Origin of the sequence: Acinetobacter sp. WCHAc060025, from assembly GCF_004209355.1 — a bacterium.
In the GTDB taxonomy this organism is placed as follows: domain Bacteria; phylum Pseudomonadota; class Gammaproteobacteria; order Pseudomonadales; family Moraxellaceae; genus Acinetobacter; species Acinetobacter wuhouensis.
The window spans coordinates 32,692-49,829 of record NZ_SGSX01000004.1; the positions used below are offsets into that span (position 1 = coordinate 32,692).

A 17,138-nucleotide genomic window follows, 5' to 3' on the forward strand; every position below is an offset into this window, starting at 1 on the left:
ATGGTTAAAAATGTCGAAAAATCAGCATTAGATAAAATTAGTACCCAAGAGTTACAGCATTTAATTACGGTATCTACTGGTTTTATTGATGCGTATATCATTGATTGTTTTGATAAAGCACCGATGTTGTTGCCACAAAATATCGTCCTATCTGCGCAGGATAGTCCAACCCATGTGAAAGTCGTGGAATGGCATGACAAGAAACTCCCTGCTTTTAGTGTCAGTGACCCAAAGAAAACTCTAGGTGTGGCATTGATCATTGAAGGTGAGGAGGCTGATGAGCGTTTTGCTTTGATGTGCAATGAAATGCCAGATTCTATTCGCTTACGTATTTCGGAAGTGGTGGATGCCGAGGGAAGTCATGAAGACAAAACTATTTTGCAGCATGTGAAAATTGGTGAAACAATTTATCATGTACCTGACTTAGATCAAATCCAGCTCCAAATTGGTTTGAAAAAGAAATAAAGTCCTGAGTTTGTATTGATATAAAAGAAAAAGGACGCTGATGCGTCCTTTTTCTTTTTAAAGATTCTATTGATCAGATCAATATTGAGGGTTTGTTTAGATCAAATTATTGAGCTAATAACTCAACCAAGATTTGTTCGTAAATCTCAGCCAATGGCTCTAATTCGTCGATATTCACATGTTCGTTGATTTGGTGAATCGTTGCATTTAAAACACCTAATTCAAGCACCTGAGCACCTGTAGGCGCAATAAAGCGACCATCGGATGTTCCACCACTGGTTGAGAGCTCAGTTTCTGTACCTGTAACATTTTTAATCGCGGTTTTAGCTGCATTGACCAATTCACCTACAGGCGTTAAGAACGGTAAACCAGACAATGTCCAAGAAATATCATAGTCCACAGCATGACGATCAAGAATTTCAAGCACACGTGCTTTTAATTGATCAGCTGTCACTTCTGTAGAGTAACGGAAGTTAAATGTAACAGTCATGGTTCCAGGAACAACATTGGTTGCCCCAGTGCCTGCCTGAATATTAGAAACTTGGAATGTTGTCGCAGGAAAATATTCATTACCATTGTCCCAAACTGTATCACACAGTTCAGCTAGGGCTTTAGATGCAGTATGGATTGGGTTAATTGCCAAATGTGGATAAGCCACATGACCTTGTTTGCCTTTTACCGTCAGCACAGCATTCAAAGAACCACGACGACCATTTTTAACAATATCACCTAAAGTATTGGTACTCGATGGTTCACCGACTAGACACCATGTCATTTTTTCATTGCGCGCTTCTAAAGTTTCAACGACTTTGACAGTCCCGTTTATCGATGGGCCTTCCTCATCGGAAGTAATTAGAAAAGCAATTGAACCTTTGTGATTCGGATGTTTTTTGACGAAACGCTCAGAAGCAACCACCATGGCAGCCAAAGCCGTTTTCATATCGGCACTGCCACGTCCATACAATTTGCCATCACGGATTTCAGGTAAAAATGGATCGGATTCCCATGCATCCAAGTGACCTGTTGGAACCACATCGGTATGACCTGCAAAACAAAAAACAGGAGATTCAGTTCCACGTCTTGCCCAAAGATTATCTACATCTTCAAAACGCATATTTTCAATATTAAAGCCAATTGCTGATAAGCGATCTGCCATGATGGTTTGGCAAGTATGGTCGACTGGTGTTACTGAAGGTTGGCGCAGAAGCTGTAAACTCAGTTCTAGGGTATCCGAATGGTTCATGAACATTGATCAATTAAGTGAATGAAGTAATATGATAGTGGAAGATAAAACCGAAAGAAAATTAAAAAGACAAAGCATATAAAAAACTATTTTTTATGAGAAATAAAAAAGCCTTATCGATCAAGATAAGACTCTGTGAATTAAAACTGAAAATTAAAGTTTATTTTCAACTTTTTCAGCAGAGTTTGTGACTGCATCACCAGCTTTAGATACATCTTTACCCACGCCTTTAAAAGTATTACAGCCTGTCAAGATGAAAGTCACAGCAATAGAAGCGAGTAATATTTTTTTCATGCTTATCTCCATGTGTCTTTTTAAATTAAAGCAACTTTAAGTTTAACCAAGCACTGAGTAACGCATGTCATTTTTATTTGAGAAATGGTAAAAACATGTGACTTAAAGCGTGAAAATTTACATATTATTCCTATAGGCTTTTGTGAGTGAATAACTTAAAATCAATAAAAATTAAAGGTCTATTGATGTTTTATATCTATTGTTCTAGTGGTAAAGCAATTAAAGGTGGTTGACGATACATATAAAATATTTGGCTTGATTTATCATGATAAAGTCCATTGCACCACCACCATGCATTGTCAGAAGTTGCATTTTGATCAGGGCAAATCCATTCATGACGTTGTAAACGATAGAAATTGGTATGTACTTCATTACGAATTTGATGCCCCCATTGTCCTATGCGCCGTTGTGGATTGATCCAATCGGGCAATTGATCAGATTGTTTATACATAGGTGTATAAAGTTGCCCTTTCATAACAGCAAATTTTTGATCAATATTGAAATCTAAAGCATGGGTAAATTGAAATTGTTTCTCTGAAAAATGATTAAGTTTACGGTGTAAGGTATCGCTGCGATTCAAACCATACCAATACTTCAAACTTAAATCAGCTTCGCCAAGGTAATATTTTAAAGCGACTTCCCAGTGTTCGATGTGTTGAGTCGTACGATTACGTACTAAAAAATCAATTTCACCTAAGGTATTTTTAGCTTCAATGATTTGAATACTATGTTGAATGAGTTCAAATTGTTGATTCTCTTGATCTTGTAACCAAAACCAAAACAAATATTCAAAGCGTAGTCCAAGACGAGTGCTTTTGAGCTTTTGAACAAATTCAATCAGTTCTGTTGGATTTTGATCTAAGGCATTCAGACGGTGTTTGTATAGATTAAACTGCTGTTGCCAAAAAGCATTATTATGTAATTCAAAATGATTTTTTATTTCTAGCGCATTGGGAACATGTTGAAGAATGTTGGGACTTGCTATGCAGAATGCCAATTGCCGAACAATCGGGTGTTTGTAGTACTGCCAAGGCTCAAAATAATCAGTCATTGCCATAAATCCTAATCAAATTAGATACTCAGTCCTGATAAAAAATGAATTGAGCATAGGCATATAAACAAAAATCTCCAGTTTGATGCAAGCCTAATTTGATTTGAGAAACTGGGGGAATCGGAAAATATGAATGCGATCATTTTAAAATATAATGAGTGAATCTGTGTTAAATCATGCAGGCTTTGATGTAGAGCGTTATACTTCACACATAGGCAAATTGGGTTGTGTTATGAAAATTTTGTTTTGGCGAACACTGGTCGTAGTATTTATTATCCTTGGATTTATTGGGGCGATATTACCAGGTATGCCGACAACTGTTTTCTTGATCTTAGCAGCATGGGCAGCGTCAAAAGGGTGGCCTCAGGTTGATGCTTGGCTATTGAATCATCCTAAATATGGTGCAACGCTCAGTGCTTGGCGTGAAAATGGAACGGTACCTCGCAAAGCTAAATGGATTGCCAGCATTATGATGCTCATTAGTGGGATTATCATGTTGTTTACCAATGCACCACTCGCTATCAAAATTTTTACTGATCTAACCATGTTAATTGTTGCTATCTGGTTATGGTTAAGACCTGAGCCAAAGCTTACCGTTATTCAGGATGTCATGGAAAAAGTGGAATAAAGAAAATAGATGTCATCTCGCTCAAAAGCATGAATTTTTTATAAAATGGTCGTTAAGCGAATTACATCAGTAGAAACTTGTATAAAATAGCTACGGTTTTTATGAAATATGAATTAGCTAGTACAGCATAAATAGATAAATAATAAACAAAAAAGCTGAAATTAGAGCAAAATGATCTATTTTTTAATCACTCAAACTTAAAATACTTAAAACAGTAAGAAAAGCGTTTGACACACCGTCAGGATTCTCTATAATGCACCTCACAAACGATGAAGTCGTTAGGGCGCTTAGCTCAGTTGGTAGAGCGTCTGCCTTACAAGCAGAATGTCGGCGGTTCGATCCCGTCAGCGCCCACCAAGCTTTAACGTTGAATTTATAGTGCAGCGGTAGTTCAGTTGGTTAGAATATCGGCCTGTCACGCCGAGGGTCGCGGGTTCGAGTCCCGTCCGCTGCGCCACTTAAATTCAAGACTCGTTTGTATTGCAATGTAAATTGTAGAAGTGCAGCGGTAGTTCAGTTGGTTAGAATATCGGCCTGTCACGCCGAGGGTCGCGGGTTCGAGTCCCGTCCGCTGCGCCACTTTACAAGAAGGTTGCAAATTAGGTTTAATACCTGACTAGAGTTTTAATTTTGGTTGTAAGTTTTATACTACGCACAGTGTTTATCTTGCGTCATAAAATTTGCTTCGCTAATTTTACTCCTCAGGGCGCTTAGCTCAGTTGGTAGAGCGTCTGCCTTACAAGCAGAATGTCGGCGGTTCGATCCCGTCAGCGCCCACCATAATTTATACATTTATGTATAAATGCCGTTACGCAGCGGTAGTTCAGTTGGTTAGAATATCGGCCTGTCACGCCGAGGGTCGCGGGTTCGAGTCCCGTCCGCTGCGCCATTTATCTTAAATCCTGAGATTGGGGTAAGTGGGTTAGTAAGCTTGAAAAGCTTTTGTTTTATTTGATTTGTCAAATACTACGCGCTTTGCTTGTCTTGCGTCATAAAAATAGCGAAGCTATTTTTACTCCTCAGGGCGCTTAGCTCAGTTGGTAGAGCGTCTGCCTTACAAGCAGAATGTCGGCGGTTCGATCCCGTCAGCGCCCACCATATACTTTGTATGGCACAAGGTGTAACAGTGCAGCGGTAGTTCAGTTGGTTAGAATATCGGCCTGTCACGCCGAGGGTCGCGGGTTCGAGCCCCGTCCGCTGCGCCATTTATCTTAAATCCTGAAGTTAAGATAATTGTCTATGTAAGATGTGAAGTTTCAGCGTAATAACTAGGTTTCTAGTTGCATAAACTACGCGCTTCGCTTGTTTTACATTCTCTAGGATTGAACCTAAAGAAAAATCATAGATTTTTCTCTTGCGTTCGGATAAAACTTCGTTTTATTTATCCTCACTCAGGGCGCTTAGCTCAGTTGGTAGAGCGTCTGCCTTACAAGCAGAATGTCGGCGGTTCGATCCCGTCAGCGCCCACCATATTTTCCCTCTCTTTATTTATTTAAACTTTTGTGTAAAATAGCGCATTAACTATTTATAAAAATAAATGCTCTATGAGAAATCCATATCAGCGTAAAGCTGCACCTTCGATCCAAAAAAATCCTATTCAAGCTATAGATCAATACAAAGTCTTTATCGAAACGATCGTTTCGCAAACTAAGGTTTTTGCACTTTATGATGAAGGTTGGGCATTGTGTGCGACACCAACAGGTCAACAGTCTTTAGCAGTTTGGCAGAGTAGAAGCTTGGCACAGTTGATGGTCAAAGATAATTGGAGTCGCTATTCTGTACAAGAAGTTGAGCTTATCCCTTTTCTTGAGAAAATGATTCCTTTTATTCAGCTCAACAATACTTTACTTTCGATTAATTTAACCCCTGAAGGACAAAATGTTTTGGTTTCAGGACATAAATTTTTAATAGATATTAAAAATTATTTATATCAACTTCATACAACTCAACCTGAATTATTTAGACAAAACCTCAATCTTCCCTTACCTCGAAAGATACGTATCCATCACAAGGTGTAATTTGTAAGATTCGTATTCATCAGTAATTTTTTGATTGGGTGAAAATTTAATATTCACCCAAAACCCAACCACTTAAATATGCAAAATACTCTCTTAACCATGCGTTATAACGTGTAGTGATCGGAGTTTCGGCACCGACCGTCACAAAATTATCATAGCCTTGTTTCTTGGCAATTGCCCCTGCGCGCAATGTGTGAAAGTCACTGGTGACAATAGCAATTTTTGCATCCAAGCCAAGTTGTTGTGCTTTAAGAATGGCTTGGCTATTTTTGAGATTCAGTTCAGTGCTGGTACTTTTATTTTCTTGTAGAATTCTTGAGGCTTGAATCTGATCACGGTCTTGTAAATATTGAGCCATAATTTCAGCTTCGGTTTTGCTTTCTCCAAAGCCTAAACCACCACTGACAATAATGAGAGATTGTGGCTGTTGTTTGGCGATTTCTCCTGCTTTATCGAGGCGTCTAGCAAGTGTAGGTGAGGCTTTGCCTTGTGTAATACCACTTCCTAATACAATGATGGTTTGTACATGATCTGTGAGATTATTTTGTTGCGCTTTGATATGAATATAGCCAAAGAATGCAAGCAAGCTTATTAACCAAATACTAAAAAGACGCCATCCCCATTGCCAAAATTTCTTTAATTTCAGATGCTGTGCTAAAAATTGTTGTATGCGCTGGTGATTCAACGCGCTAATGATAAAAACCAAACCAATCAGTAAGGGGAGGATAGTACCAAGATGCCACTTTTTTAAAAGTATTAGAATGAAGCCATCTAGAAATAAAATGAGCCCAATGATGAAAATAATACAGCGGAAAAATTTATTATTCTGCATGATCTAACTAGAAAAATTTAAAGTGCCTATTCTAAGGTGTAAAGTGCTTTGCTCGTGTGAAGAATTGATGTTTTTACTGTGAATTGTGAATAATCATAAAAAAATCATAAAAAACCGAGCAAATTAGCTCGGTTATTGTGGTATTAAATTTAAATTATACGATCAGTAAACATCACGACGATAACGTCCATCAGCACGGAGTTGCTCTACTGTTTCTTTACCCAATATTTCAATCAAAGCTTGATCAACATCACTCGCCATACCATTTATACTGCCACAGACATAGATCACAGCATCATTGTTGACCCATTGTTTAAGCTGTTCCGCATTGTCACGCAGTTTATGGTGAACATAAACTTTTTCAGCTTGATCACGTGAAAAGGCAAGGTCAAGACGACTGAGCATTGCAGTGTTTTGCCAAGCTTGAATTGTGTCTTTAAAGAAATAATCATGTGCTTGTTGGCGTTCACCAAAAATGAGCCAATTTTCAGTATAGTCCAAACGAACACGGCTATGAATCAGGCTCATTAATCCTGCAATTCCAGTTCCATTTCCAATACAAATAATTGGACGATTATCTGTAATTAAATGGAACGATTCATTTTTACGGATACGTAAAGCCAATTTGCTACGAAGCTGTAGGTGTTCAGTTAACCAACCTGAGCCTAAACCAAGTTCACCTTGGGCATCACGTTGCTGACGAACCACTAAGCGTAATATTTGTTGAGTTGGAATACTGGCAATTGAGTATTCACGAGGAGGCAAGTTAGGAAGCTGTTCCAATAGATGATCCATATTGGCAAATGGTTCTATTTCAACAGTTAAATCACGATTCCATAATGCATCTTGGATAGTTTGTTGCAAACTGTCCACTAGAGTATCAGCATGTATTTGATGTTGATTTAAAAATGCTTCAATCCGTTGTTGGCTATTGCCCGTTTGAATTTCTGCAATATCACCTGCTTGCCAATCAATAAGGTGATCGGATTGTAATTCGATATTGAATGCAGGTGCACCTAAGCTATTCGGATTCAATAATTCACGTTTAATTAATCGCCATTCATCAAAAGTTTTTTCAATAGACATTGTTTGTAGTTCAAGCTTGGTGACTTTGGCTAATGCCTCGTTCCAATTTTGAATATCAGCTTGATGGGCATTATTCACTTCAATCGTAGCAAATAATTGTTGAGCGCCTGATTGCTTTAACCAAGCATCTATACGATGTCCAAAACTACAGTACGTTTCAGGATAATCCTGTGAACCGAGTGCAAGTACAGCATAATTTAAATGTGAAAGCGCTAAGTTTTGTTGCATCAGCTTTTTCTCAAAGTTTGATGCTAAGTCTGGTGCTTCCCCTGTACCATAAGTACTGACCACAAATAAAACCTGTTTGGCGTGTTGTAAATCTTCTACAGTGATTTGTTGAACAGCTTTAACGGTTGTTGGTTGGTGAGCATGCTGTAAGCTGCTTGCTGTACGCCATGCCAATTGTTCTGATACACCTGTTTGTGTCGCATAAGCAATCAGCCAAGGTGTTGCATTTGGATCAATGGTGACTGCTGAACCAGATTGCTTTGCTGCGAGGGTGAGCTTCTTCTGCTTACGGCGTTTTAGGTAAAGCATCCATCCTGTCACAAAGAAAAGCGGCATTGCTAAAGAAGCAAACATTGCAAGGAACTGATAAATTGGCCCAAAGAAACTACCACGATGCACAGGTAACATACTACTCATGATTTTCTCATTGAGTGCTTTGCTTTCGTATAGGTCTAATTTTTCAATACTTGAAGTTTGATAATTGTATGTTGCTTTATTACGTGCGCGCTCATGTTGTGGAATTTTATCGACAAAAGTGAGTTCGACTTTACCATCCGCTTTTTTAGGAATCGAAACAGTGAGGGTAGAGTAGTCACGTTTGATCTGCGAATTAAATCCGTTCCAAGTTTGAGTCAGCGCAATTTGAATTTGTTCAGGTTTTAAACCTTCTTTATCATCTTGTTTATGGTCTGATTTTTTATCAGATTTTACAGAAGTGCCTTCATTCCCACGTGCGCCATGATTCTGTTCTGAACCTTGTTTGCCTTTCGCATCACCACCTTTGCCTTTTTGCCCAGCTTGCATTTCAGGTTTAGGTTGTTCAACACCTAATACTTTGAACATTCCACTGCGCCACCAGTCATAAGACCAGTACAAGCCTGTACATGCCAGTAGCAGGTAGAAAATCACCACCCAAGTTCCCACAACAGCATGCAAGTCCCAAAGAAAGTTACGACCTTTGAGTTTTGGTTTAATCGCAAACCATTGCTTAACAGAATGCTTTTTCGGCCAACGAAGATATAAACCACTGAGTACAAAGAAGATCAGCATCAATGTGGATGCACCTGTAATCTGCTTACCGACTTCACCTACGGTCAAATTACGATGCAGTTGTTGGATAAACTGGAAAAAATCTTTACCTTTAATTTCAGGCAGAATCTCAGCCGTATACGGGTTGACCATCATGGTATAACCCTTACGCGCACCCTCTTTCACGATGTTGATATTTGAGGCTTCTTCAGGTGCCTGTGCAATCGTAATACTGTTGATCTTCATTTCAGGATTTTTAGTCTGAAAATGCTGATAAATTTCAACAGGTGTCATTTTTTCTTTATTTTCAACAGCAACGGTATAGCTATTTGGGTTAAGCCATTTTTGAATCGGCTGCTCGTATGAATAGATTGCACCTGTAACCCCCATCAGGGAGAGGATTAAACCTGCTGTGATTCCTAGAAACCAGTGTATTTGGAAGAAAACTTTTTTAAACATGATGCTAAAAGGGAGCGACTTAAATTTGATGTGCGCAAATTATAACTGAATATAAAGGAGATAGAATGAATTTGTAGATAATATTTATTCTCATTATCATTTTTATTAAAGCAATCAAATGAAAGACATAAAAAACCTCCAACTAAGGAGGTTCTTCAAAATCAGAAAATAGACTTGATTAAAGTGTTTTCGCTTCACCGACAGTTTCTTTCAAGTGCTTACGCAGTGTCGCAAATGGGAAATTCTTACTATCCATACGCTTAGGTAGGATATAAGCACCTTGTTGATCTTTAACTTTAAAGTTTACAAGTAAAAAGTCAGGTGTGTTATACCATTCGTAAATATCTTTCCAACCAATCGTTCCTACACCTTCTTGCATACCCATACCAGATGGAGCAGCCATTTGCTGGCGCATGACGATACCGCTCGGTTGTACACCAAGTTTAATACCCTTAATTTCCTGAACTGGAAACTCATTCATTTTACGTTTTACATACCATTCCAAACCAAATTTACGAACCAAAAGATAGATCGCAACACAGGCTAAAAGTACCCAAAAAAGGATAGTTGAGTAGTTTTTTACGAAAATTAGACCAAGAATAGAAAGTGCAACAATCACCCCCATAATTGCCCAAGCTTTGGTACCAATTTTATTGGTACTACGCCAAATTGCGAGCTGAGCGCTACGTTGTTCAGTTTCTGAAACTTCGTACGGAACGGGTTGTAAGGTATAAGCGTAAATATTCTTGGCAGTCATAGTGTCAGTAGTATATGTAAATCTAGTCAGAGTTTAGCACTAAAACACAAGTTTTAGTGCGCGTATTGTACCAAATATCTAGGCATTTTTTATACTCTTTTATAAAGAAGCCAATTCAGTCGATTGATCATCACGAGCATGACTCAGGTTTTGCTTTAAGTTACTCAATTGTTTCAAAATACTGAACATAAGTGATAATTGTTGCAGAATAATCAGTGATTTAGAATCCCTATCTTCAGAGTGATTTAACCGAGTACGAATAGTTTGTAGCATATTGTGTGCTGTTAAATCAGGCATTTCATCTTTCAATAATGCCCCACGAATATCATCCAGTGCTTGATCAAGTAAATTTAATACTGCTTGATCTTCAATTTTTTCTCTATGCGCGCCTAAGGCTGCAATATAGCTGAGAAAGGTGTGATTTAAACAGAGAAATTCAAAAGCTAGAGTTTTTTGGCTTGGGTCAAAATCTGGTTCAGTGGCGAGTGTTGAAATTAACGAAGCGACATCCGCATCAGTATTGTTGGCTGCTCGTCGGATAATACGATAATCCAAACTGTTATTACGTCCTTGATGGTACTGACTCACGACATTTTCAAGATAAGCACATTGCGCTTCGAGAGAGCGTTGAATGGTACGTGGTAAACGACGGAAACGCCAATCTGGAAAAATAAATGTCACCCCTAACCAAGCCAAAGCACAGCCAATAACGGTGTCGATCATACGTGGTAGCGCAGCTTCAAAACCTAAACCATCTAAATTGAAATTGATGAGAGCCATAATCGTAATAAATGCAGTGGCTTGAGCATACTGCTTACTGCGTAAATCAAAGAACAATACGCCACTAATAATTAACAATAATAATTGCCCTTCAACAGAAGGAACAAAGAATAAAATCGCATAGCCAAGAATAATTCCGCCTAAAGTACCAATGATTCGTAAGCGCAAACGGCGTTTGGTGGCGTTAAAATTGGGCTGACTGACAAATAATGCAGTCAATAAAATCCAGTAACCATATTGAATATTGGTCAGTTGTACAAAAACATAGCCAAAGAATAATACGATCGAGACGCGGATTGCATGACGGAACAGCACCGATTCAGGGGTTAAATGCTGTTTAATTCGAATAACAATATCATCCCAACCTTTTAAATCATCATCTTTGAGTTGATTTTCGATATGCTTACTTTGTTCCAAAGTGATATGGCGTTCTGTTTCGAGGTTGCGCAGTTGAGCATCAATTGATTTTAAATTTTGATAGAGTGAAAATAGGGCATTGACCCAGATCAAATCATATTTTCCTTCGCTTTTAAGTTTGTCCAATGAGTATCGAAGATTTTTAAAAGCATGCTCAAAGCGCTGATTATGCTGATAGGTTGTTCGGTGTAAAATACTATCGCTCAAATCATTACAGGCTTTGGCTTGCATGGATAAAATACGTTGGAAACGAAATAAAATATCACTGTGCTCAAAGATTTTTGCCAGTTTTTGATAATCAATATGCGCTGAATCGGCACGTTCATGAATGTCTTGTGCAACAAAATAATATTGCAGACTACGCCGTGTATCTCGTTGTCCTCGGTCTCCTTTTAAACGAGTCAATAAAGTCACACGCATATCATTGAAAATAGAAATGAGTTTACCATTTTCCATAGACAGGTTAATCATGCTGTCTTGGTAACTGGTTGCAGTCATATCGACATCAAACAGGTTCGATTTTGAAAATAAGAAATTTCCGAGTGACGAAAAACATTGTGATAATTTGTCTTGAACCTGACGAACGGGGAAGAGCAAAAAGCTAATGGTTGAAATCAGTCCATACCAAATTGCACCGATCACCAAAAGACTCGGTTGAATGTACCATTGGTCAAAGAGGTGTACTCCAAGCATGGAGTATACGGAAACCACCAAACAGCCATAAGAAATTGTGGCATAACGACGACCAAGAGAACCCAGTAAAATCCAGCCAATACACGACACGATTAAACCAATAGCAAAAAGCACAGGATATGGAAATAACAAACTGACTGAAGCTGCTGTGACAAAAAAACCAATGTAGGTATAGACCAAGTTCATGATGCGTACTGAGAAACGGTCATCAATGTCACTTAAACCGGCTGCAACGACACCAAGCGTCAGTGGGATGGTCATTAACTGTTGCCCCATAAAATAGGGCACAAAAGCCGTTCCAGCAAAAGCAATAATCATCCTCAAGTTATACATAAAACTTGTGTTATAAGTTGCTTTCTTGAGTTTTAACAGCCAGTTATTCAAAGGAGTGTCCTTATGAAATATTCAGTGTGTTTTACGGTCAGTTGAATGATGGTGCTTGTGTGAATTTTCACTTATCTTTATGACAAATCATACTATGGAGCGTGTAAACTTGTCTGCATCAATCCTCATGAAATTATAAACGATCTATGTCTGAAAAAAACGCGGGACAGCAGTATTCTACGGGCTGGATTATGCTTTTGGCTTTATTTACATCTTTAGGACCCTTGTCTATTGATATGTATTTGCCCGCATTACCAGAAATGGCGCAAGACTTTAATGTCACAACTCAGCAGATTGCCAATACTTTACCTGCATATTTCTTTGGATTGGCTATAGGACAACTGATTTACGGACCGATTAGTGATCGGATTGGGCGGAAGAAACCTTTATATTTCGGCATGGCACTCTATGCGATCGCGAGTTTATTGTGTGTCCTTGCACCAGATCATTGGTCTTTGATTGCAGCACGGGTTTTACAAGCTTTGGGTGGTTGCGTCGGTGTGGTGATGGCACGCGCGGCGATTCGAGATCGTTTAGATGTGCAAAGTTCTGCTCAAGCCTTTGCCAGTATGATGATTGTGATGGGGATTGCCCCAATACTTGCACCGACTTTGGGCGCAGCAATTCTGCATTTTTTTAGTTGGCATGCTGTATTTATAGCCCTATGTATCATTGGTGTGATGTGCTTTTTATGTGTGCATTTTCTATTTAAAGAAACACTTGAACCAGAACGTCGTTTAGATTTGAGTTTCAATCAAGTTTTCATCCTGTATGCTTCTATATTTAAAGATAAAAGTTTTAGATTGCCGATGATGGCAGGTTGTTTTACGGGGGCAGCATTATTTTGTTATATCAGTTCAGCATCAGCCGTGTTGATGGATGGTTATCACCTTACACAGCAACAGTTCGCAATTGCCTTTGGTTTTAATGCTTTTGGGATTATTTTAGTTTCAACTTTGAATAAGCATTTAGCCCATAAACTCTCGGTGATTCGTCGGTTAACCATCGGCGGTGTAATTCAATTAACAGGTTCGGTCATTATTGTGATTGCTGGTTTGATGGCGCATGCACATTTAGCTTTGGTCATGTTAGGGTTATTTTTAACCGTTTCAGGAATTGGTTTTACGGGACCAAATGCGATGGCTTTTGCGATGTCTGAGCAGGGCGCTAGAGCAGGGACTGCCAGTGCGATTATGGGCAGTATGCAATTTGCATGTGGTTTATTGGGCGGCGTTGTTTTAAATTTCCTTGTATGGAATCATGTGCTAAATATGGGAATTTTAATGCTATTGTTCACGATGGCGGGTTTTGTCGCAATTTTAGCAGTAGGCAAAGACTTAAAAGCCAAAGCCATTTAGATAGAAATAGATATAATTAAATTAGAAAGTAGATTTTACAAAAAATAAGACCGACGATTCGAGTGATGAGTAAATCGTCGGTCAAAATACTTCGTTATCTTCGATTTAGGCTGCTATTCTAAATCTTGCAAGAAGCATGAAAAGCTTTTCGTCTCTGGGATTAAGGTCTCCAAATCATCTGCGGATGCCGTGCGTCTGATTCGGTTGCTGCGACCTATACTTATATAACGACAAGGGTTTCAGTTTGGTTGACAAGAAAATGAAAAAAAATTAAAAAAAATTTATAATCAGTTTATTCATTCCAATTAGGTGATGCTCATGGTGTCTTTAAACAAATATTTTTTATGGTTTTTTATCCTTTGTTTAGTGTTAACCATGATTGCAGGTGTACTCGCTGCATTATTGCCTAATCAAATTGCCGGAGTTTTAACTGCGATTCCATACTTGGCTGCAATGATTATTGTTTTACAGCGATTTTTAAAACAACAACGCCGTGCACCGACAGATGCTGAACGTAAAAAACTGACTATTGGTTATACCTTAATTTTTTGGAGTTATAACTTTTTGGGCGTTTTTGCAGGTGTGTTGATCTTTTCGCATAGTGATCCAGAAGTGTGGCAGACTTTTGTGGCTTATATGACGAATTTACGTTTTCTAGGTACAACATTGATTATGTTGTTAATGTTGGCGATTCCTTTATATTTAATAACGTATTGGTTTTATGGTAAACAGGCACAACGTATGGCATTGAAAATGTTTGGTGCGTAATTTTCTAGTACGTTTCTAAAATAAAAACTGATGTTGCGCAGCAACATCAAAATCGTAGATTGTATCTAGAAAAGAATGGGTACGCGAAAACGTCATCCGCAACTGTTTGAGGCAGGACTAAATATACAAGTTAATGTTTCTGCGATATGTCAATCAAAAGCTGTTTTTTGTCGAGTTTTGCGGTGAGAAGCGAAGCTTCGCAAGATGGTTTCCTTGCGCAGTTTCACTGCTCATTTTCCCGAAAGAAAAGTAAGGCGAGCCGCAGGCTAATCCCTAAATCCAAATTATTGATGTAAGACTCCGTCGAGTAAGCTTTAAGACAGTTTTTTTAAAGAATTAATTCTTTGGAAGCGCGTAACATCCAATAATAAGGAGATCGTATGCTTAAAGTTTTAGTCACAGGTGCGAGTGGTTTTATTGGTACTCATTTGGTTGATTATTTACTTCAGCATGGTTTCGAGGTCATCGCCTATTCTCGACAAAAACGACATTCGCAAGAAGCAAAATTAACGTGGATAGAAAATTTTACTGAACTTGAAAATACACACATTGATTATGTGGTGAATTTGGCAGGGGAAAGCATCACTCAAGGTCGTTGGACAGCGCAAAGAAAACAACAATTGATTGATAGTCGAGTTCAAACTACACAGCAATTGTACCAAGCTTTACGAGATTATCAGATTCAGCCACGATGTATTGTATCAGGTTCTGCGATTGGTTATTACGGAATAGACCCTACTGAACAATGGCACAATGATTGTGATGAGAATTCACCTGCACAAGGCATTTTTATGTCTGAACTGTGTCAGCGATGGGAAGCGGAGGCTTTAGCGGATACGACTCAAAATACTAAAATCATGCGTTTAGGTGTGGTATTTGGGCAAAAAGGTGCGCTTCAACAAATGCTCTTACCGATTAAAATGGGTTTAATTGGACGTATTGGTTCAGGTCAGCAACCGATGACTTGGGTGCATGTGGATGATGTGATTCAAGCAATTTTATTCTTATTTCAAAGTACATCAGATCAGAAAATTTATAATGTAGTTGCTCCTGATCATCTTTCTCAAATGCAATTTGTAAATATTGCGAGCAAAGTATTAAAACGTAAGCCCTTTTTACCATTACCGAGTTTTGTGATGCGTTTGTTGATGGGTGAGCAAGCGCAATTGGTGTTAAATGGTCAATATGTTCAGCCCAAAGCTTTGCTTGCTGAGGGCTTTGATTTTCAATATGTAGATTTGGAAAGTGCTTTAAGGCAGATTACACAACATTCGCCCAATTAAATTCTAGGCAATGTTCTAATGCTGATCAGTTAAGCAAAATTATTGGAAAAAATTCCTAAAATCTCCCCTAACCCCTCTTTGAAAAAGAGGGGAACTTCTTGCAACTAAAATGATTTTTAGTAATCTTGCGTAGCTGAGCTACTCATCCCTCCTTTGAAAAAGGTGAGGAACATGTTCCGCAAGGGGGAGGATTAAAAAACCTTAACTGGCTAGCATTAAGGCAATGTTCTGCTTTCAGCTAGGTTTTAAACGTTCCGTTGAATAAGCTGTTGCATCGACCAAGGTGTCTTGTTTAAGCATGAGTTGACGAAGTAGTTGTGCAGAAGCTGGTCCCATGCATAAACCATTACGATAATGCCCAAAATTCGCCCAAAGGTTTTCGATTTCAGGCATTTGCCCAATATAAGGAATGCCACTAGGTGAGCTTGGACGTAAACCTGCCCATTGTTTGATGATCGGGAAATTCGCCAATTCAGGCACCATTTCTGTACAGGCTTTATAAATATTTTGCTGTGTTTGTACACTTGGGCGTTGGTCAAAACCGAGATGATTCATACTCGAACCGCAAACTACATGACCATCCATACGCGGAATGAGGTACATGACATTGTTCATGCACATGGTGGGTAGCCAATTTTCAGGGGTTTTAAATAAGAGCATTTGACCTTGTACAGGCTCGACAGGGATCGACAGTTGTAGTTGTTCAGACCAACAGTTTGACCAAGCCCCCGTTGTAATCACAAATTGATCGGCTTGAAAATGTTGTCCACTTGAAGTTTGAATGGATTGGATTTGTTTATTTTGAAGCTTAAATTTTTCAATCCATGTATTTTCCAAAACTTGGACTTTGGGATGTTGTTTTAAATAGCTAATTAAAGATTTGAGTAAGCGTGGATTGCGCACATTTGCCAATTGTGGAAAATAAATTGCGTGTTGAAATTGTTCCGAAATATGTGGATTGACTTGTTCGAGTGCATCTCGTTCTAAGTATTCACAATGTTGCATGGGCTCTTGGTATTGGTCTTTATAATTGAGTCCAATTTCAAAATCAGCTTCATCAAAAATCAGCATACCTGTTTCATGGATTTCAAAATCTATCCCTGTTTCAGGTAAGAGTTTTTCATTCCATTGTTGATACAGTTGTTTACCGTATTGTGCCAAGTGATTGACTTCACGTGGGTAACGCCACGGATACATTGGGGACAAAATGCCACCGCCTGCCCATGAGGCAGCATGTCCTGCTTGTTGTTGGTCAAATATAGTGACTGAACAATCTTGTTCGACGAGTTCAAGGGCAGCAAGTAAGCCGCTGACGCCAGCTCCGATGATTGCGATGTGCATGGTGTACCAATTTTAATTTTTTAA

Annotated in this window: 14 protein-coding genes and 8 tRNA genes; 14 read left to right on the forward strand and 8 right to left on the reverse strand. The window is 38.7% G+C overall.

The genetic code is table 11. The features are described 5' to 3' along the window. A complete protein-coding gene (locus EXE09_RS04190; protein ID WP_068975227.1) occupies window positions 1-465 on the forward strand; it encodes a hypothetical protein in 465 nt (154 codons plus the stop codon). A 106-nt stretch (window positions 466-571) separates the two neighbouring features. On the opposite strand, the gene dapE is transcribed toward EXE09_RS04190, so the two are convergent. From dapE to EXE09_RS04205, 3 genes are all read right to left on the reverse strand, one after another. Then, the gene (gene dapE, locus EXE09_RS04195; protein ID WP_130113863.1) at window positions 572-1,708 is read right to left on the reverse strand and encodes a succinyl-diaminopimelate desuccinylase; all 1,137 of its coding nucleotides are present in this window, start codon (window positions 1,706-1,708) and stop codon (window positions 572-574) included. A 153-nt stretch (window positions 1,709-1,861) separates the two neighbouring features. After that, window positions 1,862-2,002, reverse strand: a complete 141-nt coding sequence (locus tag EXE09_RS04200) for an entericidin A/B family lipoprotein (protein ID WP_068975225.1) — start codon at window positions 2,000-2,002, stop codon at window positions 1,862-1,864. A 196-nt stretch (window positions 2,003-2,198) separates the two neighbouring features. Continuing rightward, window positions 2,199-3,053, reverse strand: coding sequence for a DUF1853 family protein (locus EXE09_RS04205; RefSeq protein ID WP_130116450.1), 855 nt, complete (start codon window positions 3,051-3,053; stop codon window positions 2,199-2,201). A gap of 232 nt (window positions 3,054-3,285) precedes the next feature. On the opposite strand from EXE09_RS04205, the gene EXE09_RS04210 reads away from it, so the two are divergent. From EXE09_RS04210 to EXE09_RS04255, 10 genes are all read left to right on the forward strand, one after another. Next, the gene (locus EXE09_RS04210) at window positions 3,286-3,681 is read left to right on the forward strand and encodes a YbaN family protein (RefSeq protein ID WP_068975238.1); all 396 of its coding nucleotides are present in this window, start codon (window positions 3,286-3,288) and stop codon (window positions 3,679-3,681) included. 281 nt (window positions 3,682-3,962) lie between these two features. Next, a tRNA-Val gene (locus EXE09_RS04215) sits at window positions 3,963-4,038 on the forward strand. A gap of 23 nt (window positions 4,039-4,061) precedes the next feature. Next, window positions 4,062-4,138: transfer RNA gene (locus EXE09_RS04220), tRNA-Asp, on the forward strand. A 45-nt stretch (window positions 4,139-4,183) separates the two neighbouring features. Then, window positions 4,184-4,260: transfer RNA gene (locus EXE09_RS04225), tRNA-Asp, on the forward strand. A gap of 125 nt (window positions 4,261-4,385) precedes the next feature. Next, window positions 4,386-4,461: transfer RNA gene (locus EXE09_RS04230), tRNA-Val, on the forward strand. A 32-nt stretch (window positions 4,462-4,493) separates the two neighbouring features. Next, window positions 4,494-4,570 (forward strand) — tRNA-Asp (locus EXE09_RS04235). A gap of 133 nt (window positions 4,571-4,703) precedes the next feature. Next, window positions 4,704-4,779 (forward strand) — tRNA-Val (locus tag EXE09_RS04240). A 30-nt stretch (window positions 4,780-4,809) separates the two neighbouring features. Further along, a tRNA-Asp gene (locus tag EXE09_RS04245) sits at window positions 4,810-4,886 on the forward strand. Window positions 4,887-5,075: 189 nt separating this feature from the next. Beyond that, a tRNA-Val gene (locus EXE09_RS04250) sits at window positions 5,076-5,151 on the forward strand. A 74-nt stretch (window positions 5,152-5,225) separates the two neighbouring features. Further along, window positions 5,226-5,699, forward strand: coding sequence for a DUF2750 domain-containing protein (locus tag EXE09_RS04255; RefSeq protein ID WP_068975852.1), 474 nt, complete (start codon window positions 5,226-5,228; stop codon window positions 5,697-5,699). Between the two features lie 46 nt (window positions 5,700-5,745). Here the strand turns inward: EXE09_RS04255 and EXE09_RS04260 are convergent, their stop codons facing one another. The 4 genes from EXE09_RS04260 to yccS form a co-directional block, all read right to left on the reverse strand. Further along, on the reverse strand, window positions 5,746-6,531 hold the full coding sequence (locus tag EXE09_RS04260) for a YdcF family protein (RefSeq protein WP_130116451.1): 786 nt from the start codon (window positions 6,529-6,531) through the stop codon (window positions 5,746-5,748). A 162-nt stretch (window positions 6,532-6,693) separates the two neighbouring features. Then, window positions 6,694-9,333, reverse strand: coding sequence for a PepSY domain-containing protein (locus tag EXE09_RS04265; RefSeq protein WP_130116452.1), 2,640 nt, complete (start codon window positions 9,331-9,333; stop codon window positions 6,694-6,696). A 178-nt stretch (window positions 9,334-9,511) separates the two neighbouring features. Next, window positions 9,512-10,090 carry a YcxB family protein gene (locus EXE09_RS04270; protein WP_068975849.1) on the reverse strand — a complete coding sequence of 193 codons (579 nt, stop codon included), beginning with the start codon at window positions 10,088-10,090 and terminating at the stop codon, window positions 9,512-9,514. A 99-nt stretch (window positions 10,091-10,189) separates the two neighbouring features. Further along, window positions 10,190-12,364: a YccS family putative transporter gene (gene yccS / locus EXE09_RS04275; protein WP_130116453.1), complete on the reverse strand. Its 2,175-nt coding sequence runs from the start codon at window positions 12,362-12,364 to the stop codon at window positions 10,190-10,192. A gap of 146 nt (window positions 12,365-12,510) precedes the next feature. Between yccS and EXE09_RS04280 the strand changes: the two genes are divergently transcribed. From EXE09_RS04280 to EXE09_RS04290, 3 genes are all read left to right on the forward strand, one after another. Beyond that, window positions 12,511-13,722, forward strand: coding sequence for a multidrug effflux MFS transporter (locus EXE09_RS04280; protein ID WP_130116454.1), 1,212 nt, complete (start codon window positions 12,511-12,513; stop codon window positions 13,720-13,722). A gap of 318 nt (window positions 13,723-14,040) precedes the next feature. Beyond that, window positions 14,041-14,490, forward strand: coding sequence for an ABZJ_00895 family protein (locus EXE09_RS04285; protein ID WP_087553891.1), 450 nt, complete (start codon window positions 14,041-14,043; stop codon window positions 14,488-14,490). 380 nt (window positions 14,491-14,870) lie between these two features. Next, the gene (locus EXE09_RS04290; protein WP_130116455.1) at window positions 14,871-15,773 is read left to right on the forward strand and encodes a TIGR01777 family oxidoreductase; all 903 of its coding nucleotides are present in this window, start codon (window positions 14,871-14,873) and stop codon (window positions 15,771-15,773) included. 234 nt (window positions 15,774-16,007) lie between these two features. Here the strand turns inward: EXE09_RS04290 and thiO are convergent, their stop codons facing one another. Then, window positions 16,008-17,114: a glycine oxidase ThiO gene (gene thiO, locus EXE09_RS04295; RefSeq protein WP_130116456.1), complete on the reverse strand. Its 1,107-nt coding sequence runs from the start codon at window positions 17,112-17,114 to the stop codon at window positions 16,008-16,010. Window positions 17,115-17,138 lie beyond the last annotated feature (24 nt).

Excerpts from the sequence above, each read along its gene's own strand:
- EXE09_RS04190 (WP_068975227.1), top strand. The coding sequence starts at position 1 with ATGGTTAAAAATGTCGAAAAATCAGCATTAGATAAAATTAGTACCCAA.
- dapE (WP_130113863.1), bottom strand. The coding sequence starts at position 1,708 with ATGAACCATTCGGATACCCTAGAACTGAGTTTACAGCTTCTGCGCCAA.
- EXE09_RS04200 (WP_068975225.1), bottom strand. The coding sequence starts at position 2,002 with ATGAAAAAAATATTACTCGCTTCTATTGCTGTGACTTTCATCTTGACA.
- EXE09_RS04205 (WP_130116450.1), bottom strand. The coding sequence starts at position 3,053 with ATGACTGATTATTTTGAGCCTTGGCAGTACTACAAACACCCGATTGTT.
- EXE09_RS04210 (WP_068975238.1), top strand. The coding sequence starts at position 3,286 with ATGAAAATTTTGTTTTGGCGAACACTGGTCGTAGTATTTATTATCCTT.
- EXE09_RS04255 (WP_068975852.1), top strand. The coding sequence starts at position 5,226 with ATGAGAAATCCATATCAGCGTAAAGCTGCACCTTCGATCCAAAAAAAT.
- EXE09_RS04260 (WP_130116451.1), bottom strand. The coding sequence starts at position 6,531 with ATGCAGAATAATAAATTTTTCCGCTGTATTATTTTCATCATTGGGCTC.
- EXE09_RS04265 (WP_130116452.1), bottom strand. The coding sequence starts at position 9,333 with ATGTTTAAAAAAGTTTTCTTCCAAATACACTGGTTTCTAGGAATCACA.
- EXE09_RS04270 (WP_068975849.1), bottom strand. The coding sequence starts at position 10,090 with ATGACTGCCAAGAATATTTACGCTTATACCTTACAACCCGTTCCGTAC.
- EXE09_RS04280 (WP_130116454.1), top strand. The coding sequence starts at position 12,511 with ATGTCTGAAAAAAACGCGGGACAGCAGTATTCTACGGGCTGGATTATG.
- EXE09_RS04285 (WP_087553891.1), top strand. The coding sequence starts at position 14,041 with ATGGTGTCTTTAAACAAATATTTTTTATGGTTTTTTATCCTTTGTTTA.
- EXE09_RS04290 (WP_130116455.1), top strand. The coding sequence starts at position 14,871 with ATGCTTAAAGTTTTAGTCACAGGTGCGAGTGGTTTTATTGGTACTCAT.
- thiO (WP_130116456.1), bottom strand. The coding sequence starts at position 17,114 with ATGCACATCGCAATCATCGGAGCTGGCGTCAGCGGCTTACTTGCTGCC.